Annotated in this window: 30 protein-coding genes; 13 read left to right on the top strand and 17 right to left on the bottom strand. The window is 62.2% G+C overall.

Features of this window, described 5'->3' with window-relative positions:
- Window positions 1-17: 17 nt before the first annotated feature.
- Window positions 18-371, bottom strand: a complete 354-nt coding sequence (gene rpoZ / locus ACR0K1_RS19080) for a DNA-directed RNA polymerase subunit omega (RefSeq protein WP_010437681.1) — start codon at window positions 369-371, stop codon at window positions 18-20.
- A 94-nt stretch (window positions 372-465) separates the two neighbouring features.
- Window positions 466-1,035 (bottom strand): 2-amino-4-hydroxy-6-hydroxymethyldihydropteridine diphosphokinase, encoded by a 570-nt coding sequence (gene folK / locus ACR0K1_RS19075; protein WP_480612323.1) that lies wholly within the window; start codon window positions 1,033-1,035, stop codon window positions 466-468.
- A gap of 137 nt (window positions 1,036-1,172) precedes the next feature.
- Here folK and ACR0K1_RS19070 point away from each other — a divergent pair, with 137 nt between their 5' ends.
- The 7 genes from ACR0K1_RS19070 to ACR0K1_RS19040 all read left to right on the top strand — a co-directional run bounded on the left by ACR0K1_RS19070 (window position 1,173) and on the right by ACR0K1_RS19040 (window position 5,622).
- Entirely contained in the window at window positions 1,173-1,748 is a 576-nt protein-coding gene (locus ACR0K1_RS19070; protein ID WP_170686665.1) for a LabA-like NYN domain-containing protein, read from the top strand.
- Window positions 1,749-1,937: 189 nt separating this feature from the next.
- Entirely contained in the window at window positions 1,938-2,888 is a 951-nt protein-coding gene (ispH, locus tag ACR0K1_RS19065) for a 4-hydroxy-3-methylbut-2-enyl diphosphate reductase (RefSeq protein ID WP_480612321.1), read from the top strand.
- On the top strand, window positions 2,885-3,337 hold the full coding sequence (locus ACR0K1_RS19060; RefSeq protein ID WP_480612319.1) for a DUF3429 domain-containing protein: 453 nt from the start codon (window positions 2,885-2,887) through the stop codon (window positions 3,335-3,337). Before ispH ends, ACR0K1_RS19060 begins: the two co-directional genes overlap by 4 nt.
- A complete protein-coding gene (locus tag ACR0K1_RS19055; RefSeq protein WP_480612317.1) occupies window positions 3,334-3,921 on the top strand; it encodes a class I SAM-dependent methyltransferase in 588 nt (195 codons plus the stop codon). The genes ACR0K1_RS19060 and ACR0K1_RS19055 overlap by 4 nt, the downstream gene beginning before the upstream one ends.
- Entirely contained in the window at window positions 3,914-4,381 is a 468-nt protein-coding gene (rnhA, locus tag ACR0K1_RS19050; RefSeq protein WP_480851508.1) for a ribonuclease HI, read from the top strand. The genes ACR0K1_RS19055 and rnhA overlap by 8 nt, the downstream gene beginning before the upstream one ends.
- A complete protein-coding gene (locus ACR0K1_RS19045; RefSeq protein ID WP_480612314.1) occupies window positions 4,378-5,001 on the top strand; it encodes a trimeric intracellular cation channel family protein in 624 nt (207 codons plus the stop codon). The genes rnhA and ACR0K1_RS19045 overlap by 4 nt, the downstream gene beginning before the upstream one ends.
- 15 nt (window positions 5,002-5,016) lie before the next feature.
- On the top strand, window positions 5,017-5,622 hold the full coding sequence (locus ACR0K1_RS19040) for a COG3904 family protein (RefSeq protein WP_480612312.1): 606 nt from the start codon (window positions 5,017-5,019) through the stop codon (window positions 5,620-5,622).
- Here ACR0K1_RS19040 and ACR0K1_RS19035 read toward each other — a convergent pair.
- From ACR0K1_RS19035 to def (ACR0K1_RS19015), 5 genes are read right to left on the bottom strand one after another with little or no spacing between them, the layout of a single operon-like run.
- Window positions 5,619-5,852: a GlsB/YeaQ/YmgE family stress response membrane protein gene (locus tag ACR0K1_RS19035; RefSeq protein WP_480851507.1), complete on the bottom strand. Its 234-nt coding sequence runs from the start codon at window positions 5,850-5,852 to the stop codon at window positions 5,619-5,621. The two genes, ACR0K1_RS19040 and ACR0K1_RS19035, sit on opposite strands and share 4 nt — an antisense overlap.
- 1 nt (window position 5,853) lies before the next feature.
- On the bottom strand, window positions 5,854-6,090 hold the full coding sequence (locus tag ACR0K1_RS19030; protein WP_480612308.1) for a hypothetical protein: 237 nt from the start codon (window positions 6,088-6,090) through the stop codon (window positions 5,854-5,856).
- A 4-nt stretch (window positions 6,091-6,094) separates the two neighbouring features.
- Window positions 6,095-7,009, bottom strand: a complete 915-nt coding sequence (fmt, locus tag ACR0K1_RS19025; RefSeq protein ID WP_480612306.1) for a methionyl-tRNA formyltransferase — start codon at window positions 7,007-7,009, stop codon at window positions 6,095-6,097.
- Window positions 7,010-7,011: 2 nt separating this feature from the next.
- Entirely contained in the window at window positions 7,012-7,506 is a 495-nt protein-coding gene (def, locus tag ACR0K1_RS19020) for a peptide deformylase (protein ID WP_480612304.1), read from the bottom strand.
- Window positions 7,503-8,021 carry a peptide deformylase gene (gene def / locus ACR0K1_RS19015; protein ID WP_480612302.1) on the bottom strand — a complete coding sequence of 173 codons (519 nt, stop codon included), beginning with the start codon at window positions 8,019-8,021 and terminating at the stop codon, window positions 7,503-7,505. The genes def (ACR0K1_RS19020) and def (ACR0K1_RS19015) overlap by 4 nt, the downstream gene beginning before the upstream one ends.
- Before the next feature lie 94 nt (window positions 8,022-8,115).
- Between def (ACR0K1_RS19015) and ACR0K1_RS19010 the strand changes: the two genes are divergently transcribed.
- On the top strand, window positions 8,116-9,288 hold the full coding sequence (locus tag ACR0K1_RS19010; RefSeq protein WP_480851506.1) for a MalY/PatB family protein: 1,173 nt from the start codon (window positions 8,116-8,118) through the stop codon (window positions 9,286-9,288).
- Between the two features lie 33 nt (window positions 9,289-9,321).
- On the opposite strand, the gene ACR0K1_RS19005 is transcribed toward ACR0K1_RS19010, so the two are convergent.
- Window positions 9,322-9,675: a hypothetical protein gene (locus ACR0K1_RS19005; RefSeq protein ID WP_480612298.1), complete on the bottom strand. Its 354-nt coding sequence runs from the start codon at window positions 9,673-9,675 to the stop codon at window positions 9,322-9,324.
- 214 nt (window positions 9,676-9,889) lie between these two features.
- Between ACR0K1_RS19005 and ACR0K1_RS19000 the strand changes: the two genes are divergently transcribed.
- Window positions 9,890-10,879: a glutathione S-transferase family protein gene (locus tag ACR0K1_RS19000; protein ID WP_480612297.1), complete on the top strand. Its 990-nt coding sequence runs from the start codon at window positions 9,890-9,892 to the stop codon at window positions 10,877-10,879.
- Here ACR0K1_RS19000 and ACR0K1_RS18995 read toward each other — a convergent pair.
- The gene (locus ACR0K1_RS18995) at window positions 10,861-11,223 is read right to left on the bottom strand and encodes a response regulator transcription factor (RefSeq protein ID WP_480612296.1); all 363 of its coding nucleotides are present in this window, start codon (window positions 11,221-11,223) and stop codon (window positions 10,861-10,863) included. The two genes, ACR0K1_RS19000 and ACR0K1_RS18995, sit on opposite strands and share 19 nt — an antisense overlap.
- A gap of 179 nt (window positions 11,224-11,402) precedes the next feature.
- Between ACR0K1_RS18995 and cobD the strand changes: the two genes are divergently transcribed.
- Genes cobD through ACR0K1_RS18980 form a run of 3 tightly spaced genes read left to right on the top strand, consistent with a single transcriptional unit; the run spans window position 11,403 to window position 14,460 of the window.
- Window positions 11,403-12,368, top strand: coding sequence for a threonine-phosphate decarboxylase CobD (cobD, locus tag ACR0K1_RS18990; protein WP_480612416.1), 966 nt, complete (start codon window positions 11,403-11,405; stop codon window positions 12,366-12,368).
- Window positions 12,365-13,285: an adenosylcobinamide-phosphate synthase CbiB gene (gene cbiB / locus ACR0K1_RS18985; protein WP_480612294.1), complete on the top strand. Its 921-nt coding sequence runs from the start codon at window positions 12,365-12,367 to the stop codon at window positions 13,283-13,285. The genes cobD and cbiB overlap by 4 nt, the downstream gene beginning before the upstream one ends.
- Window positions 13,286-13,296: 11 nt before the next feature.
- The gene (locus tag ACR0K1_RS18980; protein WP_480612292.1) at window positions 13,297-14,460 is read left to right on the top strand and encodes a lytic murein transglycosylase; all 1,164 of its coding nucleotides are present in this window, start codon (window positions 13,297-13,299) and stop codon (window positions 14,458-14,460) included.
- A 3-nt stretch (window positions 14,461-14,463) separates the two neighbouring features.
- Here ACR0K1_RS18980 and ACR0K1_RS18975 read toward each other — a convergent pair whose 3' ends face one another.
- The 5 genes from ACR0K1_RS18975 to ACR0K1_RS18955 form a co-directional block, all read right to left on the bottom strand.
- Entirely contained in the window at window positions 14,464-14,865 is a 402-nt protein-coding gene (locus ACR0K1_RS18975; protein WP_480612414.1) for an acyl-CoA thioesterase, read from the bottom strand.
- 137 nt (window positions 14,866-15,002) lie between these two features.
- Window positions 15,003-15,362, bottom strand: a complete 360-nt coding sequence (locus ACR0K1_RS18970; protein ID WP_480612290.1) for a hypothetical protein — start codon at window positions 15,360-15,362, stop codon at window positions 15,003-15,005.
- 54 nt (window positions 15,363-15,416) lie between these two features.
- Entirely contained in the window at window positions 15,417-18,872 is a 3,456-nt protein-coding gene (locus tag ACR0K1_RS18965) for a chromosome segregation SMC family protein (RefSeq protein ID WP_480851505.1), read from the bottom strand.
- Window positions 18,873-19,013: 141 nt separating this feature from the next.
- Window positions 19,014-19,409: a hypothetical protein gene (locus ACR0K1_RS18960; RefSeq protein ID WP_480818231.1), complete on the bottom strand. Its 396-nt coding sequence runs from the start codon at window positions 19,407-19,409 to the stop codon at window positions 19,014-19,016.
- Window positions 19,410-19,450: 41 nt separating this feature from the next.
- Complete coding sequence (locus ACR0K1_RS18955) at window positions 19,451-20,650, bottom strand: aminotransferase-like domain-containing protein (protein ID WP_480612284.1); 1,200 nt, start codon at window positions 20,648-20,650, stop codon at window positions 19,451-19,453.
- A gap of 152 nt (window positions 20,651-20,802) precedes the next feature.
- On the opposite strand from ACR0K1_RS18955, the gene ACR0K1_RS18950 reads away from it, so the two are divergent.
- Window positions 20,803-21,573: an FCD domain-containing protein gene (locus tag ACR0K1_RS18950; RefSeq protein ID WP_480612282.1), complete on the top strand. Its 771-nt coding sequence runs from the start codon at window positions 20,803-20,805 to the stop codon at window positions 21,571-21,573.
- Here the strand turns inward: ACR0K1_RS18950 and ACR0K1_RS18945 are convergent.
- The 3 genes from ACR0K1_RS18945 to ACR0K1_RS18935 all read right to left on the bottom strand — a co-directional run bounded on the left by ACR0K1_RS18945 (window position 21,570) and on the right by ACR0K1_RS18935 (window position 24,045).
- A complete protein-coding gene (locus ACR0K1_RS18945; RefSeq protein ID WP_480612280.1) occupies window positions 21,570-22,358 on the bottom strand; it encodes a class I SAM-dependent methyltransferase in 789 nt (262 codons plus the stop codon). The genes ACR0K1_RS18950 and ACR0K1_RS18945 overlap by 4 nt on opposite strands.
- Before the next feature lie 3 nt (window positions 22,359-22,361).
- Complete coding sequence (locus tag ACR0K1_RS18940; protein WP_480851504.1) at window positions 22,362-23,222, bottom strand: hypothetical protein; 861 nt, start codon at window positions 23,220-23,222, stop codon at window positions 22,362-22,364.
- A 262-nt stretch (window positions 23,223-23,484) separates the two neighbouring features.
- Window positions 23,485-24,045, bottom strand: a complete 561-nt coding sequence (locus ACR0K1_RS18935) for a F0F1 ATP synthase subunit B (RefSeq protein WP_480612276.1) — start codon at window positions 24,043-24,045, stop codon at window positions 23,485-23,487.

Below are 24,045 nucleotides of genomic sequence, written 5' to 3'. Positions count from 1 at the left end.
ACCTTCGTTTTTGGGGATTACCCCTGGCCTTGAGCCTCCATCAGAGCGCGCAGCAGTTTTTCCTCGGACATGTCGTCATCGGCAGGCTTGTCCGATTCCGCACCCATCAGCAGCGCCATCTGATCTTCTTCGGGCTCATCCACCTCGATCTGGGTCTGGTTGGCCTCGATCAGGCGCTCGCGCAGCTCGTCGGCGCTTTGGGTCTCATCGGCGATTTCGCGCAGGGAAACAACGGGGTTCTTGTCGTTGTCGCGGTCCACGGTGATCGGGCCACCGGCGGAAATCTCGCGCGCACGATGGGCGGCAAGCATCACCAGTTCGAACCGGTTTGGAACCTTGTCTACGCAATCTTCAACCGTCACGCGGGCCATTGGGCGCTCTCCGTTAGTGAATCCATGTCAGGAAGAGGTTTATCTAAGGCTGTTTGAACGCCTTGACAAGCAAGAAATGCTGCAAATGCGCGGATCACAGGGGCGTAACCCCGGCGACATCCGCCGACGGCAGCGCGGCAAGCAATTCTTGGGCCGTCCGTCCCAGCACCGGATGCCGCCAATCGGGGGCCACATCGACCATCGGCACCAGCACAAAGGCACGGTCCTGCAGGCGCGGATGCGGCAGAACCAGCTGCTCCGGTGCCTGCTGCCGCTGCGCCTGTGCGGGCAGGGTCAGCCAGTGGTCAAACACCGCAGGGTCCGGCAGCACCAGATCGCCGTAGCAGACCAGATCCAGATCCAGCGTCCGCATCCCCCAGCGTTGCTCCCGTTCGCGCCCGAACTCATGCTCGACCTCGTGCAGCACCTGCAACAGGTCCCCGGGGGTTTTGTCCGTCTCGATCAGCGCTGCCGCGTTGACGTAATCCGGCCCCGCGCCCGCAGGAAAACATGGGGTCGCGAAGAACCGGCTGGCTTCGCGAATCAGCACGCCCTGACGCGATAGCGCGTCAAGAGCCATTTGAAGCGTCACCTTGGGACTGTTTCCTCTCAACCTGAGATTGGCACCCAGGGCAATTACGGCAATTTGCACGGGTTTGCTCATTAAATCCCCTATATTCGGCGAATTGCATACTTGCGATGCATGATAAATGCCCTAATTATAGGCTCACCAGCGCGCGCCACATTTTTCAACCACTCACTCATCACGTTGCGTTCTGGTTTATACCGGAAGGGACTATTATGTTTTATAAGGACGAACGGCTAGCGCTGTTCATCGATGGCTCGAATCTTTACGCTGCGGCAAAAGCACTCGGTTTTGACATAGACTACAAACTTCTGCGGCAGGAATTCATGCGCCGCGGCAAGCTACTTCGCGCCTTCTACTATACAGCACTACTGGAAAACGACGAGTATTCGCCGATCCGTCCACTGGTTGACTGGCTGCATTACAACGGCTTCACCATGGTGACGAAACCGGCCAAGGAATACACCGACAGCATGGGGCGTCGGAAAGTCAAAGGAAACATGGATATCGAACTGACCGTAGATGCCATGGAACTGGCACCGCGCGTCGATCATATCGTGCTGTTCTCGGGCGATGGGGATTTCCGCCCGCTGATTGCCAGCCTGCAGCGTCAGGGCGTGCGGGTGTCGGTCGTATCGACCATCCGCAGCCAGCCGCCGATGATCTCGGACGAACTGCGCCGTCAGGCGGACAATTTCATTGAACTGGAGGACCTGCGCGACGTAATCGGCCGCCCTCCGCGCGAGATGCCCGCAGAGCCCCGCAGCGTCGCTGCGGCAGGTGGACACTGACACCCGGCCACTCACTTCCGGGGGGAATGATGGCGCGGTCAGGGCTTAACACCCTGGCCGCGCCTCTTTAACTATGGTCAGGTGCTCAAACAGCTACTGGCTAGCACCGATTCATGTCAGATGAATGACGCGGTCCTGTCTGGACCAAGGCAAGGAAAAGACTTACCTGTGCCCCAAGGAGACAGCGACATGACCAAGCCGCCACTGACACTTTATCTGGCCGCGCCGCGCGGGTTCTGCGCCGGTGTGGACCGCGCCATCAAGATCGTCGAGATGGCTCTGCAGAAATGGGGCGCGCCGGTCTATGTGCGGCATGAGATCGTGCATAACAAATTCGTCGTGGACGGGCTGCGCGCCAAGGGCGCGGTGTTTGTCGAGGAACTGGATGAATGCCCCAATGACCGCCCGGTGATCTTCTCGGCCCATGGTGTGCCGAAATCGGTGCCCGCAACGGCGGAGCGGCGCGAGATGATCTATGTGGATGCCACCTGCCCGCTGGTCTCGAAAGTGCATGTCGAGGCGCAACGCCATGCGGATGCCGGGTTGCAGATGATCATGATCGGTCACAAGGGCCACCCCGAGACGGTTGGCACCATGGGGCAACTGCCCGATGGCGAGGTGCTGCTGGTCGAAACCGTCGAGGATGTGGCTGAGGTCGCTGTGCGCGATCCCGCGAAACTGGCCTTTGTGACCCAGACCACGCTGTCGGTGGATGACACCAAGGATATCATCGCAGCGTTGCAGGCGCGGTTCCCCGCCATCGTCGGGCCGCACAAGGAAGACATCTGCTACGCCACTACCAACCGGCAAGAGGCCGTGAAGGCCGTGGCCCCGAAATCCGATGCCCTGCTGGTGGTCGGCGCGCCGAACTCATCCAATTCACGCCGTCTGGTCGAGGTCGCCTCGCGCGCCGGATGCGACTATGCGCAACTGGTGCAGCGCGCGACCGAGATCGACTGGCGCGCCCTGCAGGGTATTTCAACCATCGCGATCACCGCAGGGGCCTCGGCCCCCGAGGTTCTGGTCAACGAGGTGATCGACGCCTTCCGCGATCACTATGACGTGACGGTCGAACTGGTCGAGACCGCGCAGGAAAACGTCGAATTCAAAGTGCCGCGGGTTTTGCGGCAACCGGCATGAACGGCGCACCCAAGGCCCCGTTGTATCTGGGCCTTGCGGGGTTGATCCCCTTTGTCTGGGGCGCGCTGACCTATCTGAGCGGCGATTTGAACGACTGGGGCCGTCAGGCGCTGGGGTCGCGGTTCGTCGGGCCTTATGTGCAACTGTTCTACGGCTCGGTGATCCTGAGTTTCATGTCCGGCATCCTGTGGGGCTTTGCCACCAAGACATCCGGCAGCAAGGCGACACTCTGTTACACGCTGTCGGTTCTGCCTGCACTGTGGGCGTTTTTCACGACGGGCGGCGGGCCGGTCAGTGCCGGGATCAACCTGATCATGGGCTTTGCCGGGCTGCTGTTTCTGGACGCGCTGTTCTGGTATTGGGGTCTGGCCCCGCGCTGGTGGATGAAGCTGCGCATCCTGCTGACCGCCATCGTCATCCTGTGCCTGTCTGTCGGAGTGTACCTGTGACCGATCAGAAAACGATCAATGCCTATACCAAGCGTGTGTCCGAATACCTGAGCATCCCTCTGCCCGCCGAACAACTAAAGGCGCGCACAGGCTTTGCCGACGCAGTTGTCGCGGGCGGTTACGTGCTGGATCTGGGGTCCGGCCCCGGTTCCGACAGCGCGTTTTTTCAGCGTGCAGGGCTAAAGGTGCGCGCGCTGGATGCGACCCCGGCCTTTATCGACCATGCCCGCGACTGTGGTATCGAAGCGCATCTGGGGACGTTTGATGACGTCACCGAAGTGGCGGAATTTGACGGCGTCTATGCCAGCTTTTCCCTGCTTCATGCCCCGCGCGCAGATTTTCCCCGGCATCTGGCCGCAATCCACCGGGCCCTGAAGCCCAAGGGCATCTTCTTCCTCGGCCTGAAACTGGGAAGCGGAGAGCACCGCGACGAACTGGACCGCTACTACACCTATTACTCACAGACCGAGATTGAGGACGCGCTGGCCCGGGTCGGGTTCACCATCAATCAGGTCACGACCGGCGTTGGCAAAGGTCTGGCCGGGTCTTATGACGGGTTCATTCTGGTGCTGGCCCATGCCTGAGCTGTTTGCCTATACCGATGGCGCCTGCTCCGGCAATCCCGGCCCTGGTGGCTGGGGCGTGCTGCTGCGCGCGATGGATGGCGAGACCGTTCTGAAGGAACGCGAACTGAACGGCGGTGAGGCCGAAACCACCAACAACCGCATGGAATTGCTGGCGGCGATCAGCGCGCTTGAGACGCTCGAACGCCCTTCGACCATCACCGTCGTCACCGACAGCGCGTATGTGAAGAACGGCGTGACGGGGTGGATTTTCGGGTGGAAGCAGAACGGCTGGAAAACCTCGAACAAGAAGCCGGTCAAGAATGTCGATCTGTGGCAGCGGCTGGATGAGGCGCAGACCCGGCACGATGTCACCTGGGAATGGGTCAAGGGCCACGCGGGCCACCCCGAAAACGAAAAGGCCGATGAACTGGCCCGGGCGGGCATGGCTCCGTTCAAACCGAAAAAGGCGCAGGCGTGAGCGGGCTTGCCCTGCTGGACTATGCCTCGGTTCTGGTCTTCGCGCTGACCGGCGCGCTGGTGGCCAGCCGGGCGCAGCTTGATCTGGTGGGCTTTGCTTTCATCGCCTGCCTGACGGCAGTTGGCGGCGGCACGGTGCGTGACCTGCTGCTGGACCGGCACCCGGTTTTCTGGGTCGGCCAGCCGGATTACATCCTGATCGCGGTTGGTGCGGCGGTGCTGGTCTTTTTCACCGCACATCTGGTGGAAAGCCGGTACAATTGGCTGATCTGGCTGGACAGTTTCGCCCTGTCCATTGCAGTCGCGGCTGGCACGGGCGCGGCCCTTTCGCTGGGCCAGTCCGGCATCATCGTGGTGCTGATGGGGGTCACCACGGGCTGTCTGGGCGGGCTGATGCGCGACGTGGTCTGCAACGAGGTGCCGCTGGTGCTGAAACAGGGCGAGCTTTACGTCTCGTGCGCGTTTGCCGGCGCCTTGATGGCGGTGCTGGTGACGCGTCTGGGGCTCGAAGGCCTGCCCGCGCTGGGATTATGCGCCTTGACCTGCTGGGCGCTGCGTGCGGGATCGCTGCTGTTTGGCTGGCAGTTGCCGGTCTACAAAGCGCGGCCGCCGCGGAGCTAGGGTAAGGAAAGAAAGATGCCAATGACCCTCCGATTTCTCTGTCCGGCTGCCTTGTCGCTGTTGGTGGCCTGCGCGGACCCGTACACGCCGATCAGCTTCACCGCCGACGGGGATCGGATCGTCGCAACCGGCACGATCGACCACAGAACCCTAAGCGCCTTTGAGGAGGTGATCGACGAAAACCCCGAGATCAGAACACTGGTGCTGCAGAATATCGAAGGCTCGGTCGATGATGACGCCAACGTCGTCTTCAGCCGCGTGGTGCGGCAGGAAGGGTTCGATACGGTGGTGCCATCCGACGGGCTGGTTGCCTCGGGCGGAACGGACCTGTTTCTGGCGGGCAACCGGCGCGTGCTGGAACCCGGCGCCTGCGTCGGTGTCCACAGCTGGGGTGGTGGGGGCTATGTCGCCGCAGACCTGCCCGAGGATCACCCGGAACACGACCGATACCTCGACTATTTCGAAGATATCGGCGCGGACCCGGACTTCTATTGGTTCACGCTGGACGCCGCATCCGAGGATGAGATGCACTGGATGACGGCGTCCGAGGCCAACAGGTTCGACATGACGACCCGCACCGCCCCTCAGCTGGGATCGGCAGAAATCTGCGAATTCCGTTAAGGTCGACGGCGGGTGCAAACCTGCCGAATCCAGATCACGAGTAGTGCGCCCAAAACCGAGCCCGTAAAGCCCGAATACCAACCCAGGACGTTTCGAAACAGGGCCTCCGCCACCAGCGCGCCGACGATACCGATCAGCATGGTGGTGCGGATGTCCGCCTCAATCCGCATCAGGCGGGTGGCGAGGAAGCCGACAGCGGCCCCAATAACGATCACGGTGACGATGGGCACGTCATTTCCTCCAATGCGTCGGCACGATGATCAGCGCGCCGATTGAGGACAGCACCGCGTCCAGCCCCGGCGGGCCGAAGCTGATGCCGAACATGATACGGAGGAAATAGAACAGGAAGGCCCCGCCCACACAGATGATGATCGATTGCAGATAGCCGTTATGGGTAAAGCCGGTCGTCTCGGACAGATAGCCCACGATCCCGGCAATCACCACGGTGCCCATCAGGATCAGGAACATCTGCTTACTCCGAAGTCAGGCGAGTGCCGACCGGGATGGGCCAGCCCCGCAGGAAAGTTTCCCTATCCTGCGCGCCTTTGCCCGCCCTTTGCAAGCGCAGCAGTTCGACCGCGCCGGTGCCACACGCCACGCGCAGAGTGCCGTCCAGCACCTCGCCCGGAGCGCCCTGCCCTTCGGCCAGCCGCGAGGCGAGCAGTTTGATCCGGTCGCCCTCAAATTCGGTCCATGCGCCGGGAAACGGGGAAAGACCGCGTATCTGCCGGTCAACTTCGGCGGCGGGGGCCGACCAATCGATCCGCGCCTCGGATTTGTCGATCTTGGCGGCGTAGGTCACGCCGTCCTCGGGCTGCGGTTCGGGGGTCAGGCCGGGCAGTTTGTTCAACGCCTCAACGATAAGTCCGGCCCCCATGATCGACAGGCGGTCATGCAGTTGCGCCGTCGTTTCCTCAGTCCCGATATCGGTTACCTCGCGCAGCAGAACGGGGCCAGTGTCCAGCCCGGCCTCCATCTGCATGATGCAGATGCCGGTCTGCGCATCGCCTGCCATGATCGCGCGGTGGATCGGCGCAGCCCCCCGCCAGCGCGGCAACAGGCTGGCATGGATGTTCAGGCAGCCATGGGTCGGCGCGTCCAGAACCGGCTGGGGCAGGATCAGACCATAGGCCACGACCACGGCCACATCGGCATTCAGCGCGGCAAAGGCTTGCTGTTCTTCGGCAGATTTCAGCGAAACCGGGTGCCGAACGGCCAGACCCAGCGCGTCAGCGCGCGCATGCACCGGTGTCGGGCGGTCCTTTTTGCCCCGTCCCGCCGGGCGCGGGGGCTGGCAGTAGACCGCGGCGATCTCATGCCCGGCCCCGACCAGCGCATCCAGCACCGGGACCGAGAAATCGGGCGTTCCCATGAACACGACGCGCATCGCTACCCCTGCTTTCTGGCCTTGCGCAGCAGCATGTCGCGTTTGACCTTGCTGAGCCGGTCGAAATACATCCGCCCGTTCAGATGGTCGATCTGGTGCTGCACGCTGGTCGCCTCGATCCCTACGAAATCGCGGCGGTCGATCTGGCCGTGTTGGTTGAGGAATTTGACCGTAACGGCCCGCGGGCGCTTCACCTTGGCCGAGACACCGGGCAAGTTCGGGCTGGCCTCATCATGTTCGCGCAGTTCGATGGAACTGTGCAGGATCTCGGGGTTCGCAAGCCGCACGGCGCGGCCCCGCTCGGTCGAGCCATCCACAACCGCCAGCCGCAGCATCACCCCGATCTGGGGCGCGGCAAGGCCGACACCCGGCATCGCCTCCATAGTGTCGATCATGTCGTTCCAGATGGCGCGGATGTCGTCGGTGATTTCGGTGACGTCCTCGGCCTTGGTCCGCAGGCGTTTATCGGGCCATGGCAGGCAGGTCCGCACCGTCATGCGCGGGCCTTCTCACGCTTGAGCTTCTGCATCTTGCGCGTGATCATCTGGCGCTTGAGCGGCTTGAGATAGTCGATGAACAGCTTGCCGTTCAGATGATCGATCTCGTGCTGCACGCAGGTGGCCCAGAGGCCATCGAAAGTCTCTTGCTGCAGATTGCCATCACGGTCCAGCCACGTCACATCCACCACTTTCGGGCGCGTGACCTCGGCATATTGCTCGGGGATCGACAGGCAGCCTTCCTCGTAGACGCTGGTTTCGTCCGAGGCCGCGATGACCTCGGGGTTGAACATCACCAGCGGGCGCGGGGCCTCGCCCTCTTCCTTGACGCAATCCACCACGATCAGCCGGTCCAGCACGCCGATCTGGGGCGCAGCGAGGCCGATGCCGGGCGCGTCATACATCGTCTCCAGCATGTCATCGGCCAGTTTGCGCAGATCGTCGGTGATATCGGCCACCGGCGCGCAGACCTTTTTCAGGCGGGGGTCGGGATGGATCAAAATAGTGCGTTTCATGAGGCTGATTTAGGCCATCGCGCCCGCCACCGCAACGGCCCCCTTGCACCTGATGGATTTGTGGTTAGCTTTCGCCCCGACAGATGGAGATGACATGACTTTCAACGACCTGATCGACCGCCGGGGCACCAACTCTTCGAAATGGGACAAGATGGAGCGGCTCTACGGCGTCTCGCCCGAGGACGGGCTGGCCATGTGGACAGCCGATTCCGACTATGCCACCGCGCCCTGCGTGATCGAAGCGGTGCGGAAAGCGGCAGATCATGGCGCGTTTGGCTATTCGTGGATGCACCCGGATTATCTGAACGCGATCCAGTGGTGGATGAAGACCCGCCACAATTGGGAGGTCGACACCGATTGGATTCTGACCTCGCAGGGCCTAGGCAACGCGATTGCCCTGTGCATCGACGTCTGGAGTGAGCCCGGCGATGGCGTGGCGATTTTCACCCCCGTCTATCACGAGTTCGCACACAAAGTGAACAAGGCGGGCCGCCGCGTGGTCGAATGCCCGCTGGTGCGCGAAGGCGACAGCTATGGCCTTGATCTGGAGGATGCACAGTCGCGACTGGACGGGTCGGAAAAGCTGCTGCTTTGGTGTTCCCCTCAGAACCCTTCGGGCCGGGTCTGGACGCCGGACGAACTGCGCGCAGTGGCGGCGTTTGCCGAGCGCAACGGGTTGATCCTGGTATCGGACGAGATTCACCACGATCTGGTTTACCCCGGCCATAGTTTCGTGCCGATGGATGTGGCCGCCCCCGACGCGCGCCCCTGGACCGTGACGCTGACCGCCGCGTCCAAGACGTTCAACATCGCAGGTCAGCGCACCGGAAACATGATTATCCCGGACGCCAAGCTGCGGGCTGAGATGCGCCACCGGTTGCAAACGCTGGATTACGACCCAAGCGCGCTGGGTGTGGCGATGATCACCGCCGCCTATTCGCCTGAAGGCGCGAAATGGGTCGATGAGCAGGTCGCCCATCTGGAGTCCAACCGGAAACTGTTCGATGCCACCATCGCCGGGATTCCCGGCCTGTGGTCGATGCCCCTGCAGGCGACCTATCTGGCCTGGGTCGATTTCTCGGGCACCGGGATGGATCACCCCGAGTTTGTGCGCCGCCTGCGCGAGGACGCACGGATCGCGACCTCTCCCGGCCCCGGGTTTGGCGCGGGCGGGGAGAACTTTGAGCGGTTCAATCTGGCCACCCAGCGCGCGCGGGTGGAAGAGGCCTGCAAACGGCTGAAAACCGCCTTTGGCGATTTACAATAAGCGACGCAAAATAAGGCTGGTCGAAACCCGCCCCTAATCCTCGTACCCCAACAGCGCAATCGGTGCGTCCGGGGCGCGGTAGAAATCCAGCGGGGCTTTGTCATGGGCGGCGGTGCTGCGCTTGAATTCGTAACGCATCTCGCCGCCTTCTTCCTCATCCGCGATGATCAGGCATTGGTAGAGGTGGTTGGCCCCGTCATAAATATCGACCAGCCCGCGCAGGCGTGGGGTCGTTTCAGCCTCGACCGAAAACCCGTCCTTCCACAGTTTGAGGATTTTGAACGTATTGTCGCCCAATTCGACCCGCAAACGGCTGGTCTTTTTCAGGCCGGCGATTCGCGCGGCATCCAATTCCGCGCTTATTTCCTTTGAAACATAGGTACTCATAAATCTATTCCCCCGCTCACACCCCCTTATTGTGCCGGAATGATTGTAAAAATCCAGTAAACCACATCACATAGCTGCGCTTGCCCGCCTGCTGTGGCGTAGACATCCCAGGCACGGGCTGTGCGTGGGCGCAGGCCCGGTGCGCGGGCGGTGCCATAGGAACAGGCGGAACACCGGCCTATCTTTGCTCAAACACAGATGCGGAGGACTTGATATGGGCCTGTTGGTCGACGGCGAATGGCACGACACCTGGTATGACACCGAATCCACCGGTGGGGCGTTCAAACGCAGCGCCGCACAGTTTCGCAACTGGCTGACCGCCGATGGCAGCGCAGGCCCATCGGGAAAGGGCGGATTCGGAGCCGAAGCCGGGCGCTATCACCTCTATGTCAGCCACGCCTGCCCTTGGGCCCACCGCACGCTGATATTCCGCGTGTTGAAGGACCTGAGCGACCATATCTCGGTGTCCGTCGTGCATCCGGACATGCTGAGCAAGGGCTGGACCTTCGAGACCGATACCAACGGGGCCACGGGCGATGACCTTTATGGGCTGGACTTTGCCCATCAGATTTATTCCAAGGCCGACCCGACCTATTCGGGCCGTGTGACGGTTCCGATCCTGTGGGACAAGCAGCAGGAAACGATTGTCTCGAACGAAAGCTCGGAAATCATCCGCATGTTCAACTCGGCTTTCGACGGCATCACCGGCAACACTGACGATTACTGGCCCGAAGCGATGCGCTATGAGATCGAAGTGGTCAACGCCCGCATCTATTCCGACGTGAACAATGGCGTTTACAAATCAGGCTTCGCCACCAGCCAACAGGCCTATGACGCCGCCGTTGACCCCCTGTTCGACACGCTGGACTGGCTGGATGCGCGGCTGGCGCAAAACCGCTACCTGATGGGGGATCGCCTGACCGAGGCCGACTGGCGGCTGTTCACCACACTGATCCGGTTCGATCCGGTCTATCACCTGCATTTCAAATGCAACCGGCGGCGGCTGGTCGATTACCCGAACCTGTGGGCCTATACCCGCGAATTGTACCAGTGGCCGGGCGTCGCACAGACAGTGAATATGACCCACATCGTGCGCCACTATCATTACAGCCATGACAGCATCAATCCGCACCGGATCATCCCGACGAACCCGGTTCTGGACTATCACGAACCCCATAGGCGGGATCAGCGGCCCGCCGCGTAATGTTCGACCATCGCCGCCAGATCCTCTGGCGGCGTTCCGCTTTGCACATAGGCACAGGCGTTTGGACTATGGGCAAAGATCGACCCGTCCGAGAAAAAGGTGGTGTTGGTGACAAAAATCACCCGCGCCTCGGGGCGGCGATAGCTGGCGAAGTCGGCCACAGCCAGCGCGCTGCCGGTTTCCAGAACCAGATCCAGCACGATGATATCGAAATCCGCGCCATATAGCGCAAGGATCGCGGCCTCTTGCGTTTCCACCAGTGTGACCTCGGCCCCCTGCCTTTGCAGATGCCGCTGCCAGACCCGACCAAGGTCGGGGTTACTCTCAACAATCAGTACTTTCATTTGCAACAACCTCGGCACGTGATAGGGTGATTGGTGCCGACCCCTGTGATCCGTGATCACGCGATTTCCTTAACAAAGTGTTAACGACACCCGCACAGGGCTGTGATCGGGCGGATTCGCTTGTATGGGCGGCAAAAATCCGCTTGAAGCAGGCCAACACGGCGATTCCGGCAGGGCAAATGGTGGAACAGGACGACAGATTGAACCCGCGCAGCATTCGCGATCACGGCGGCGGGCTGGACGGGGCCATGGCCCGCTATGGCGGCGCGCGCAGCGATTGGATCGACCTGTCGACCGGGATCAACCCGCATCCCTATGAGGTTACCGGCCTGCAACCTTCGGACTGGACGGAGCTGCCCGACCATGGCGCGTTTGAGCGCCTGTCGGTCGCGGCGCGCAGCTTCTGGCACGTGCCTGACGGGGCCGCGATTCTGCCCGCGCCCGGGGCCTCGGCCTTGATCGCGCGCCTTCCTGCGCTGGCCGAACCGGGCCGTGTGCAGATCACCGCGCCGACCTACAACGAACATGCAGCCGCTTTCACGGCACAGGGCTGGCACGTAACCGGGCAAGGCCCCGCCGACGCCCGCGTTATCGTGCACCCGAACAATCCCGACGGGCGGGTCTGGCAGGCCTTGGATGCCGACGCGCCGCTGACGGTGATTGACGAAAGCTTTTGTGACATAAGCCCCGACGCCTCGCTGATCCATCTGGCGCAGCAACCCGGAGTGATCGTGCTCAAGAGTTTCGGCAAGTTCTGGGGGCTGGCGGGGCTGCGGCTGGGGTTTGCCATCGGCCATCCCGATCTGATCGCCCGCCTGAACGATCTGACCGGCCCCTGGGCGGTGTCCGGCCCGGCGTTGCGCATTGGCACGCAGGCGCTGCGTGACACCGTTTGGGCGGACACGACTCGCGCCCAACTGGTGAATGAGGCCGCGCGGCTGGATGCCCTGATCACCGGCAAAGGCGCGACCCTGATCGGCGGCACGACACTGTTCCGCCTCTACGAGGTCGACAACGCCGCCACTTGGCAGGACCGTCTGGCCCACGCCCATATCTGGAGCCGCGTCTTCCCCTATTCCCATACCTATCTGCGCCTCGGCCTGCCCCCCTCGGACGGCTGGCACCGGTTGGAGGCCGCACTGTGAGCACCGCGCTGCTGTTGGCCTGCGCCCTGTGCCTTGACGCCGCTTTGGGCGAACCCGACTGGCTGTGGTCCCGCGTCAAGCACCCGGCAGTGGTCATTGGCAACTGGATCGGCTGGCTGGATACGCGCCTCAACCACGGCGCGCGGCGGCGGATCAAGGGCGTGGCGGTTCTGCTTGTTCTGATCCTGACGGCCGGGATCGTTGGGTGGGCACTGGCCCTGTTGGGACCGGTGGCCGAGGTGTTGATCTGCGCCATCCTGCTGGCACAGAAATCGCTGGTCACGCATGTGCGGGACGTGGGTACAGCCCTGCAATCCTCGCTGCCCGAAGGCCGCGCTATGGTCGGGCGTATCGTCTCGCGCGACACGCGGGTCATGACCGAGGCTCAGGTCGCGCGGTCTGCCATCGAAAGCGCGGCGGAAAACCTCAGCGACGGGGTCATCGCGCCTGCGTTCTGGTTTCTGATCGCCGGTCTGCCCGGCATTCTGATCTACAAGGCCGTCAATACGGCGGACAGCATGATCGGCTACCGCAACGACAAATACCGCGAGTTCGGCTGGGCCTCGGCCCGGTTCGACGACCTGCTGAACCTGATCCCGGCCCGCCTGACCTGCGGGATGATCGTCGCTTTGTCCGGTCAGTGGCGCCTCTGGCGAGGTATCGTCACGGACGCCACTCACCACGTTTCCCCCAACGCAGGCTGGCCCGAGGCCGCCATGGCCCGCGCCCTGAACGTCGCCCTGGCCGGGCCGCGCAGCTATGACGGGCAGGTCCGCGATCTGGCTTGGGTCAACGGTGACGCCCCCCGCGAAATCGGCGCAAAGGAAATTTTCCGCGCATGCGGCATGCTGTGGCGCGTCTGGGGGCTTGCGCTTGCTCTCGTGTCAGTGTCGGTTGGGGTCAGCTTTTTTCTATAACGGACCTGTCCATGCGCATTCTCTCTGGCGTTGTCGCCGCTGCCCTGCTCGCCTCGCCCGCTGTTGCCCAATGCGGGGGCGGGTTCAATTCCTTCGTCAAAGGGCTGAAGGCCGAGGCGGTCCAGCAGGGCTATGACAAAAACACCGTGAATGCCTTCTTCAACGGTGTGCAGCAGGATGGCGCCGTGCTCAAAGCCGACCGGGCGCAGGGTGTGTTCCAGAAACCGTTCATCGAATTCTCCCGCCGCCTGATCTCGCAAAACCGGATCGACCGGGGCAAGGCCATGTCGGGCAAGTACGACGCGGTGTTCGACCGGATCGAACAGGAATACGGCATCTCGCGTGGGGTGCTGCTGGCCTTTTGGGCGTTCGAGACCGATTACGGGTCCTTTCAGGGCGATTTCAACACCCGCAACGCGCTGGTGACGCTGGCCCATGACTGCCGCCGCCCCGAGCTGTTCCGCCCGCAAATCTTCGCCGCGATTGAGCTGTACAGCCAGGGCAATTTCGACCCCGCCCGCACCACCGGTGCCTGGGCTGGTGAGATCGGCATGGTCCAGATGCTGCCGCGCGACATTCTGGAAAACGGCGTCGATGGCGACGGCAATGGCAAGGTCTCGCTAAAAACCTCGGCCCCGGATGCACTGATGTCGGGGGCCAAGATGCTGTCGCATCTGGGTTGGCAACCGGGCCAACCGTGGTTGCAGGAAGTGACGGTGCCGGCGCAGATGGATTGGTCCCAGTCCGGCCCCGGCAAACCGCGCCCGGTCTCCGAATGGCAAGCGATGGGCGTACAGGCCCGCAGCGGGTCGCTGGCCAACCTGCCCGCCTCGCTGATCCTGCCGCAGGGGCACAAGGGGCCGGCCTTTCTGGCCTACCCGAACTTCGACGTCTATTTCGAATGGAACCAAAGTTTTGTCTATGTCCTGACCGCCGCCTATTTCGGCACCCGGCTCGAGGGCGCGCAGATTTACGACGCGGGCAACCCGGCGCCGGGCCTTTCGGGGGCCCAGATGAAGCAGTTGCAAAGCAAGCTGCAGGCACGCGGGTATGACGTGGGCAAGATCGACGGCATTCTGGGGGCTGGCACGCGCGCTGCGGTTCAGGCCGAGCAGGTGCGGCTGGGGTTACCTGCGGATGCGTGGCCGACGGCGGAGTTGTTGAACAGGTTATAGCCCTTAATCGTCCGCAAAGACCGGGCGTGGCGCGCCGTTTTCGTCCAACGCAACAAAAACGAATTCGGCTTCGGTTACCTTTTTCCCATTCTGCGATTGCCGTGGACGCGCCCAGACATCCACATGAATACGGATGGATGTGCGCCCGACATGCGTCAGCGCCGCATAGAGGGTCACCTCATCCCCAACCTTGACCGGCTGCAGAAACTGCATGGCCTCGACCGAGACCGTGGCCGAACGCCCCTGCGCCACACGCGCCGCCATATTGCCCGCAGCCAGATCCATCTGCGACATCAGCCAGCCGCCAAAGATGTCTCCGGCCGGGTTGGTATCCGCAGGCATCGCAATGGTGCGAATTGTAAGAACACCGTCCTTTTGCTGGCGACCATGCGATCCGAGTTTCATTCCACGGGCGAGTCTGGTGTCTTCAGTCACGAAGTATGTCCTTTGCTGGGCGATTGCCTGACGCGGTCACGAACACAGTCTCGCAACTTTATCACCCGAGTTGAAGGGACTATCGGTATCTGAGGCTCATGTTCGCACTACTCCGGCCTTACCGGATAGCGATCCCCTTTCTCGTCAATCAGGATCAACCTCTCTCCGCTGCGCACATACAGATCGCATCGGCTGAACCCGTTGCGGTAGGCGATGCAGACGCTGCCGTCCTCGGCGATGGAATAAGTGCCGAATGCCGTACCGCCGCCATTGGCAGCGGAATAGGTGTAGGAATAGGCCCCGTCATCGGAAAATTTCGACTGCCCATCGTCATAGAAAGTCAGCGTGCGTCCGGCCAGCGCATCCAGCTCTTCGGGCGACAGGGGGACGTCTCCGGGTTTGGTGGGCCATTCGGCGGCCAGGGCCGGACCGGCGGTCAGCAAGGCAAGGATCAGAAAGCGGGTCATGCGGGCAGTTTAGCCTGAACCGCGCTGCAACAGGCGTAACGTTGCGGTGATGGCTCAGGCGACCATCTGCTCGGCTTTTTTCAGGTCGACCGAGACCAACTGGCTGACGCCCTGTTCCTGCATCGTCACGCCGAACAGCCGGTCCATCCGCGCCATCGTCACCGCGTGGTGGGTGATGATCAGGAAGCGGGTGTCGGTCTGGCGGCACATCTCATCCAGCAGGTCGCAGAAACGGGTGACGTTGGCGTCATCCAGCGGCGCGTCGACCTCGTCCAGTACACAGATCGGCGCGGGGTTGGCGAGGAAGACACCGAAGATCAGCGCCGTTGCAGTCAGGGTCTGTTCGCCGCCCGACAACAGGCTGAGGGTCGAGAGCTTCTTGCCCGGCGGCTGGCACATGATTTCCAGACCGGCATCCAGCGGATCGTCGCTTTCGACCATGACCAGATTGGCCTCACCACCGCCGAACAGGTGTTTGAACAGCATCGCAAAGTTCGAATTCACTTGTTCAAACGCCGTCAGCAAACGCTCGCGCCCTTCGCGGTTGAGGCTGGCGATACCGCTGCGCAGGGCTTTTATGGCCTCTTCCAGATCGGCCTTTTCGCTGTTCAGCGTGTCGAATTCGTCCTGAACCTCTTTGCTGTCCTCTTCGGCGCGCAGGTTCACCGCGCCCATCGCGTCGCGCTGGCGTTTGTGGCGGTTGACCTCGGCCTCCAACGCGTCGGCGGCAGGCATCTGGTCGGGGTTCACGTCCAACTGGTTGAGCAACTGGTTCGGGGTCAGTTGCTGATCCTCGGCAATCCGTTCCGCTGCGGCGGTGACGCTTTCCTTGGCGGCATCGCACCGCGCCTCAGCCGCGGCGCGGCTTTCGCGCGCTTCCGAGGCCAGACGTTCCGCATCCCTCTCGGCCAGAACAACCTCGCGCTGCTGGGTCTCGGCCTTGGCCAGCTTGTCGGCGGCCTCGGCGCGGCGGGTCTCGGCGGTTTCGATCAGCTCGTTCAGTTCCTCGCGCGCCTCGGCGATTTCGCCGGGGGCGGCCATGGCTTCCGAGAGTTCCTCTTCCGAGCCTTCCTTGCGCTCGGCCAATTCGGAAATCCGCTTCTCGGCGGTCTCCAACCGGTGTTTCCAGCCGCTGAGGTCCTTGGTCACTTCTTGCGAGCGCCGGGTCCGTGCCTCGCCCTCGCGGCGCAATTCATCATGGGTCGAGCGGTGGGTCAGCATGGTGATCCGCGCCGCCTCGACCGTCTGTTTGATGTCCTCGACCTGCGCGCGGGCGCTGTCGAGATTGCCCAGGCTGTTCAACGCTCCCTCGGCTTCGCGCAGCTGCGCACGGGCGGACATGGCGTCATCCTTGTGGCGGTCCACGGCCAGTGTCAGGGTTTCCAGCTTGCCCTGCGCCAGATTGCGATCCGCCTCGGCCCGGCTGAGCATCCGCGCGGTTTCGGCCATGCGCTGATCGGCAGCGCGGCGCGCTTCGCGCGAGCGGCGGTCGGCTTCGGTCACATCGGCCAGTTGCTGCGACAAGACCTCGTGCGCGGCGCGGGCCCCTTCGGCCTGTGCCTCGGTCCGGGACAGTTCCTGTTTCAGCGCCTCAAGCTTGTTTAGCTGTTCCAGCCGCAGGGCTGCCGCACTTGGCGCATCCTCGGCCCAGGCGCGGAACCCGTCCCAGCGCCACAGATCGCCCGAGCGCGAGACCAGCCGTTGACCGGGTTTCAGCGACGCCTGCAACCGCGCGCCCTGATCTGCGTCGACCAGCCCGATCTGCGCGATCCGGCGGCTCAGGCGGTCCGGGCCCGACACATGCAGGGCCAGCGGCTCGGCCCCATCGGGCAAAGGCTGGTCGATGTCATAGCCGGCGACCTGCACCCAGCCCGAGGGTCCATCGCCTTCGACCAGCGGCGCGCGCAGGTCGTCGGCCAGCGCCGCCCCCAAAGCCTTTTCATAGCCCGGGGCAACGCGCAGCAGGTCCAGCACTTGGCCGCCTTCAGCCGTGTCGCGCTCGACCAATTTCGCCAGCGCCGTCGTTTCGGCACGAATGGCCCCCAACTCGCCCTCGGCTTCAGAGCGTTGAGCACGGGCTTCGGCCTCGCGCGCCTGAGTCTCGTTGCGCAATTCATCGGCGGCGGCCAGCGCTTCTTCGGCGGCTTCGGCGGCTTCGCGGGCTTCTTCTTCGCCGTCCTGCGCCGCCTCAAACGCCTCAGTGGCGCGGGTCAGGGCGGACTTCGCCTCATCCACGGCAAGGCGGGCCTTTTCCTCCTCACCTTCGGAGCGGGCCAGAGTTTTCCGGCTGTCCTCAACCAAACGCTGTGCCGATTGGTGGCGGGCGACCAGACGGGCCATATCCTCGGTCTGTTGCGACAGGTGATCCTCGCGATCCTGCAGAACCGCAGCCGCCTCGCGGGCAATCTCGGCGGCCTCGGCGACCTTCTCGTCATGGCCCTCGGCGGCCTTGGCCAGTTCGCGGGCCTCCCATTCCAGCCGTTCGATCATCTGCCCGGCATCCCGGTTCAGACCGGTTTCGCGTTCAATATCATTGGCCAGTTGCTGGATACGGTTGGTCAGCGTCTCGATGGTCTGGCGCGCGCGGGTTTCCTGATCCGAAAGCTGATCGCGCTGCACCTGCTGGCGCTGCAGCACGGCGGCGGCGATGGCCTCTTCCTCGCGCAGGGGCGGCAGGGTTTCTTCAATCCCGGCACGTTTGGCGGCCGCTTCGCGGGCGGCGGCTTCGGCACGCGAGGCTTCGGTGAGCCGCTCGCGCAGCTTTTCTTCAGCCGCCTGACGGGCCATGTCGGCCTCCTTCCAGCGGCGATAGAGCAGCATCCCTTCGGCCTGACGCAATTGCTCGCCAATCTCGCGGTAGCGCGCAGCCTGACGGGCCTGACGGGCCAGTTGCGCCAGTTGGCCGCCCAACTGTTCCAACACGTCATCAACGCGGGTCAGGTTGGCCTCGGTGCCTTTCAGCTTCAACTCGGCCTCGTGACGCCTTTGGTAGAGCCCCGAGATGCCCGCAGCCTCTTCCAGAATACGGCGGCGGGCGCGGGGTTTGGCGTTGATCAGCTCGGCGATGCGGTTCTGACCCACCAGCGCCGGTGAATGCGCGCCGGTCGAGGCGTCGGCGAACAGCATCTGCACATCGCGGGCGCGAACATCCTTGCCGTTGGTCTTATAGGCGCTTCCCACGTCGCGGGTGATGCGGCGCACAATCTCAAGCTGGTCCGCGTCATTGAAGCCCGAAGGTGCCAGCCGTTCCGAGTTGTCCATGGTCAGGACCACCTCGGCAAAGTTGCGCGCGGGCCGGGTAGCGGCCCCGGCAAAAATCACATCCTCCATCGCGCCGCCGCGCATGGATTTGGGGCGGTTTTCCCCCATCACCCAGCGCAGCGCTTCCAGCAGATTGGACTTGCCGCAGCCATTGGGACCCACAACACCGGTCAGCCCGTCCGCGATGATCAGATCAGTCGGGTCCACAAAGCTTTTAAAGCCGGTCAGTTTGAGTTTGCTAAAGCGCAATGGCTGCTCTTGGTATGATTCCTCTGGCTATGAAGTCTGCGCAACGGAGGGGGGAGGTGTCAACGTGATTGCGCAGGATATAGGATATTGGGCCAAGTTATCCACAACATCTTGGCGAAACTACGCGCGGCCTCACGTATCTCAATAGGGCGTACATTCGAAGACCTGATAGCCGTAACCGCCGGAATAGCCGTAATTCACGCATTCATACGGGCGGCGGAGCAGCGCGCCGAAAATCAGCTTTTCCCCCAACTCGCGGTCGCACCCTAAAACACCCACCGTCACGGCCGCGTCGCCCAGCACATCGAGGATCGGACAGCCCGAAACCTGCGCCATGGCTACTGCGGCCCGGTCCCGGATCGGCCCCAGACGCGGGGCGTATTGCGGGTTCACACGCACCGCCTCAGCCAGTTCGTCGCGGACGCGCACGTCAAAGACACTGCCGTTCACGGCGATACGCGTGGCGGGCTGATCGCGGAAGTAAGGCGTGCCAGCCGAACAGGCGGCCAGCAGCAGAAGGGGCAGATAACGGATCATGCCGCCAGCTATGGGGCAATATGGTTAACAGAACCTTTCCGTCAGTCGCGCAGCAGCACACCCAACCTGCGGATGCCCTCGCGGATCGTGTCCTCGTCCGAGTTCGAGAAACTCAGGCGGAGAGTATTGGCACCGCTGCCATCGGGGAAAAAGGCCTGCCCCGGCACAAAGGCGACCTTGACCGTGTCCAAAGCCCGGGCCAGCAGATCACCCCCGCTGGTCCCGACCGGCAGGGTCATCCAGATGAACATACCGCCTTCGGGCCGGGTCCATTGAACACCATCTGGCATATGCGCCCCCAGCGCCGCCAGCATGGCATCGCGCCGCGCACGGTAGGCCTGACGCACTTTGGGGATGTGCGTGTCAAAACAGGCCTGCGCCACCTGATGCACTGCCATCTGATTGATCGTGGCCGAGTGTAAATCGGCTGCCTGTTTCATCAGAACCAGTTGCGAAATGATCGGCTTGGCCGCAACCACCCAGCCCATCCGAAGACCGGGGGACAGGGTTTTCGAGAAGCTGCCGCAATAGATCGTACGGCACGCCTCGATCGACCCTTTGCGCGCCAGTTCCAGCGCCAGAACAGGCGGGATTGGCGCGCCGTCATATCGCAGGGCCTGATAAGCGCCGTCTTCGATCACGGCGCAGTCCAGTTCCTCGACCAGATTCAGCAGCGCCTCTCTGCCCCGCAGGTCCACGGTTTGCCCGGTCGGATTGGCGAAGTCGGGCGACAGATAGGCGAACTTGACCCGGCCCTCTCCCGCCGCGGCGGCATATTCCGCCGCGCCCCGGTTTTCGTCGATGCCAAGGCGGTCAAAACGGGGCTCATAGGCGTTAAAGGCGGCAATCGCCCCAAGATAGGTCGGCCATCCGACCAAAGCCGTGTCACCCGGGGACAGGTAAAGCTTCCCCAGATAATCCAGCGCCTGTTGCGAGCCGGATGTGATGAGGACGTTATCCAGCGCGCAATCCACGCCGATCTGCCGCATGTGATCGACCAGCCATTCGCGCAGCGGACCATACCCCTCGCTGACCGAATACTGCAGCGCTTGCGCCTGAGTGTCCGGGCCCAGTGCCTGTTGAAAGGCCTGCGCAAAGGCATCCGCCGGGAACAAGGCCGGGTCGGGGATACCGCCCGCAAAAGAAATGATGCCCGGCTGGTCCAGCAGTTTCAGCAACTCGCGAATCTCCGAGGCTTTCATGCGGGACGTGCGGGTGGCGAATAACGGGTGCGTGGGCATCAGGCTCCTCCGATCTGGATTTTTGCAGCCTAGGCGCGCTTCAATTAAAGTCAATAATACTGACCTAATATTTCAGCCTTTGTGATATCCCCCGCTTCTTGAACCCGGTTTGGATGCGTGGTCATATGATTTGACCAATTCCGGAACGCCCAATGCCCTTTCACAAAGTTCAGACTGAAAAGCTGTCACATGCCGTCGTCCGGCAGATCGAATTGCTGATCCTGCGGGGCATCCTGCGCCCCGGCGAACGGCTGCCGCCGGAACGCGAACTGGCCGACCGGATGGGCGTTTCGCGCCCCTCGCTGCGCGAGGCGATTTCCGAGTTGCAGGAACAAGGATTGCTGACCGCCAGGGCCGGGTCGGGGATTTACGTGGCCGAGGTTCTGGGGTCGGCTTTTGCCCCTGCCCTGATCCGCCTGTTCAGCAGCCATGACGAGGCTGTGTTCGATTATCTCTCATTCCGGCGCGACATGGAGGGGCTGGCGGCGGAACGCGCCGCGCGGCTGGGCTCCGGCAGCGACCTGAAGGTGATCCAGACCATTTTCGACAAGATGGAAACCGCGCATGCCCGCAATGCCGCCGAAGACGAGGCCCGCTTGGATGCCGAGTTTCACATGGCCATTATCGAGGCCAGCCATAACGTCATCATGCTGCATATGATGCGTTCGATGTACGACCTGCTGCGGCAGGGCGTGTTCTACAACCGGCAAATAATGTTCCAGCAACGCGCCACGCGCGAGGCCATCCTGAACCAGCATCGCGCCATCAACACCGCTCTTCAGGCGCGCGATCCGTCCAAGGCGCGGGATGCGGTGGAACAGCATCTTAACTTTGTGGAACGCTGCATGGCGGATCAGCAAAAGGCCGAGAAGAACGAGGAAATCGCGCGGCAGCGGCTTCAGCAGGAAACCGATGTGCACTAGGCATCAGTGCCCGGACGAGCCCCCTTCACCCGCTGCTTCATCTCTTCATAGTCCTGCTGGGTCAGGCTGGCGCGGCGGTACTTTCTGTCAATGAAGCGTCGCCGCCAACGGTCGGGCCACCGAAACTTCTCCAGAGCGGTGAACGCGTAAATATCCCCGCTTAGATGCACTTTTTTCATGCCCAATTTGGCAGCCATGTAGTCGAGGCATTGTTCTGAGAAGAAACTGATATGCTGGCCCGTTTCAAAGGCCCAATACCACCAGTCGCGCTGCGGAAGATCGCCCGGATCGAAGCAGGTCGCCGAAAACAGCAATGTATCGAAACCAAACTGGTCTCGGGCGTTTTCGATATGCTCCAAAGGGTTTGGCAAATGCTCCAGCACTTCAAAAGCAGTTGCGACCGCATAATTTCCGCCACTGGCCTCAAACCCTCGTGCCAGCAGATTTTCGGCGTAAGGGTCGGACCAGTGGAAGTCCAAACCGCCATCTCTCAGGCCCCGTACCAGCAGCCCGTACCCTCCGCCAAGGTCGACGCCGCGCGCGTCGGCCAGACCGTTTGCGCGAAGGATGGTGGAAACCTTGCGGATGTTTATCTGGTTCCGCGCGACGATTCCGGTATCCGTCAGCGCGATCGCATCACTATACGCTTCTTCCAGCCATGTCGGACTATCCACCCAGATATATCCGCAGCTTTCATCCAGATAATACTTTGCCGGGTGCCGCCCGATGACCTCGGCTTCAAACAGAAAGGCACCGGCTTGCCCTGTGATCGGAGAATTGGTCATTGTTCAGTTGGTCCCTGAAATGCGGTTCATCAAAAGAGGCGGGAGCAAAGCGCCGCTTCCTTCGCCAAGATGCTCGGCCGGGGCGATTGTCGTTAAGGCCGGTTCGATAAACAGCCGCGCCCCGCGTTCTCGCATTGTCTTGTGCAGCATCACGTGTTCGCAGACAAGACTGCCCCGTTCATCCCGGCAAGCGTATCGCAGGCCCTTCAACGCTTTCGTCTTGTACAAACCCGCGCCCGCGAAGGCGCTGTCGACGGGTATCATCTGACTGTTTTCCGGAATATCGAACTGGCGGTCGTAGATCGCCGTTTTCAGCAAATTGCGGCGCCACTTTTTTCGACCGAACAGAGGTTTACGCGCATTGTGAATGCGCTGCCACACATCCTCGTCGCACCACCCTGTGCATCTCAGCGCATAGATGTCGTAATATGCTGGCCGTGAGTTCGCCAACAACGCGTCCCATTCAGGAGCCACCTTGCGAGCGGCTGCCAAAACAGCCTTTTCATCCAGACAAACGTTCGGGCCATCCAGGTCCAGCACCAAAGTCAACGCATTGCCAGGTTCGTTTTTTTCAAGCTCTTCCAGCACTGCGTTGCGCGCCACAGTAATGCGTTCAACCCGCTCGGAAACGTCAGTTGTGATCCCATCCAACCGAAGGATACGAATATCAGAGCACCGCTCTGCGTAGTCGACCAATGTATGATCCGTATCGTCGGTATTGTCGTTTGTTGCGATGACAATTTGGAACCGACCGAGACAGGACGTCAATCGTTCGATCTGTCCAATCGTCTGCCTAAGAGCGTCGCCACCGTTCCTGACCACACCCACGATGTTCATCGAGACCGTCTGTTCCGTCTCAGGCACGTCAGCCCTGCTTACGCCTGCCGTCATCTACGTCACTCAACTCCGAAAGCCGCTTTGGATCGCATTCCGTTTCTGGCATTGCCAGCCATCCCACAACGTCCAAGATGGCACAAATGGTATCCAACGGCCCGCACCACCGGTATAGTCCCGGCTTCGATGAACGGGAACCTCTGTTTTCCGGACCAACTGTGACACAAAAAATAGACCCGAAAGTTAAGAAACTCTCGGGTCGTCATTTTCAGTCGCTCGTCGAAACGGTGTGTCAGTGCAGCTTTTCACCGACATCCGCGATCGAGTCGTCGATCAGCTTGTTCGCCTGCGCTGCGGTCATCTGCTTGGCCAGAACCGCGCTTGCGGCCGAGACCGCGACGGACACCGCCTGATCGCGCACTTCTTTGACAGCCGAAGCCTCGGCCGATGCGATCTGATCCTGCGCAGCGGCCAGACGGCGTGCGATGGATTTTTCCAGATCGACCTTGGCTTGCTCAGCCGCCAGAGCCGCGTCTGCTTTCGCCGCTTCCACGATAGCGTCCGCCTGGGTCTGAACTTCGCGCTGCTTGCGCTCGTACGAGGCCAGCAGGGTGCGCGCTTCTTCATGCAGGGCGCGGGCTTCGTCCAGTTCGGACTTGATGCCCTCGGCCCGGTTGTCCAAAGCGCCGCCGATCATACCGGGGACCTTGAAGTAGAACAGGACCGCGATGAAGACGATGAAGCCCAGAGTGACCACAAAGTCGGTGTTGCCAAGCGAGAAGAACGGGCCGCTTGCGGCCAGCGCCGGGCTGGCGGCAGCAAAGGTCAGGATAAGGGCAAGAGTGTTCCGCAT

Source organism: Ruegeria sp. F5 (assembly GCF_056533845.1).
This window is presented reverse-complemented; position numbering and strand designations above follow the sequence as displayed.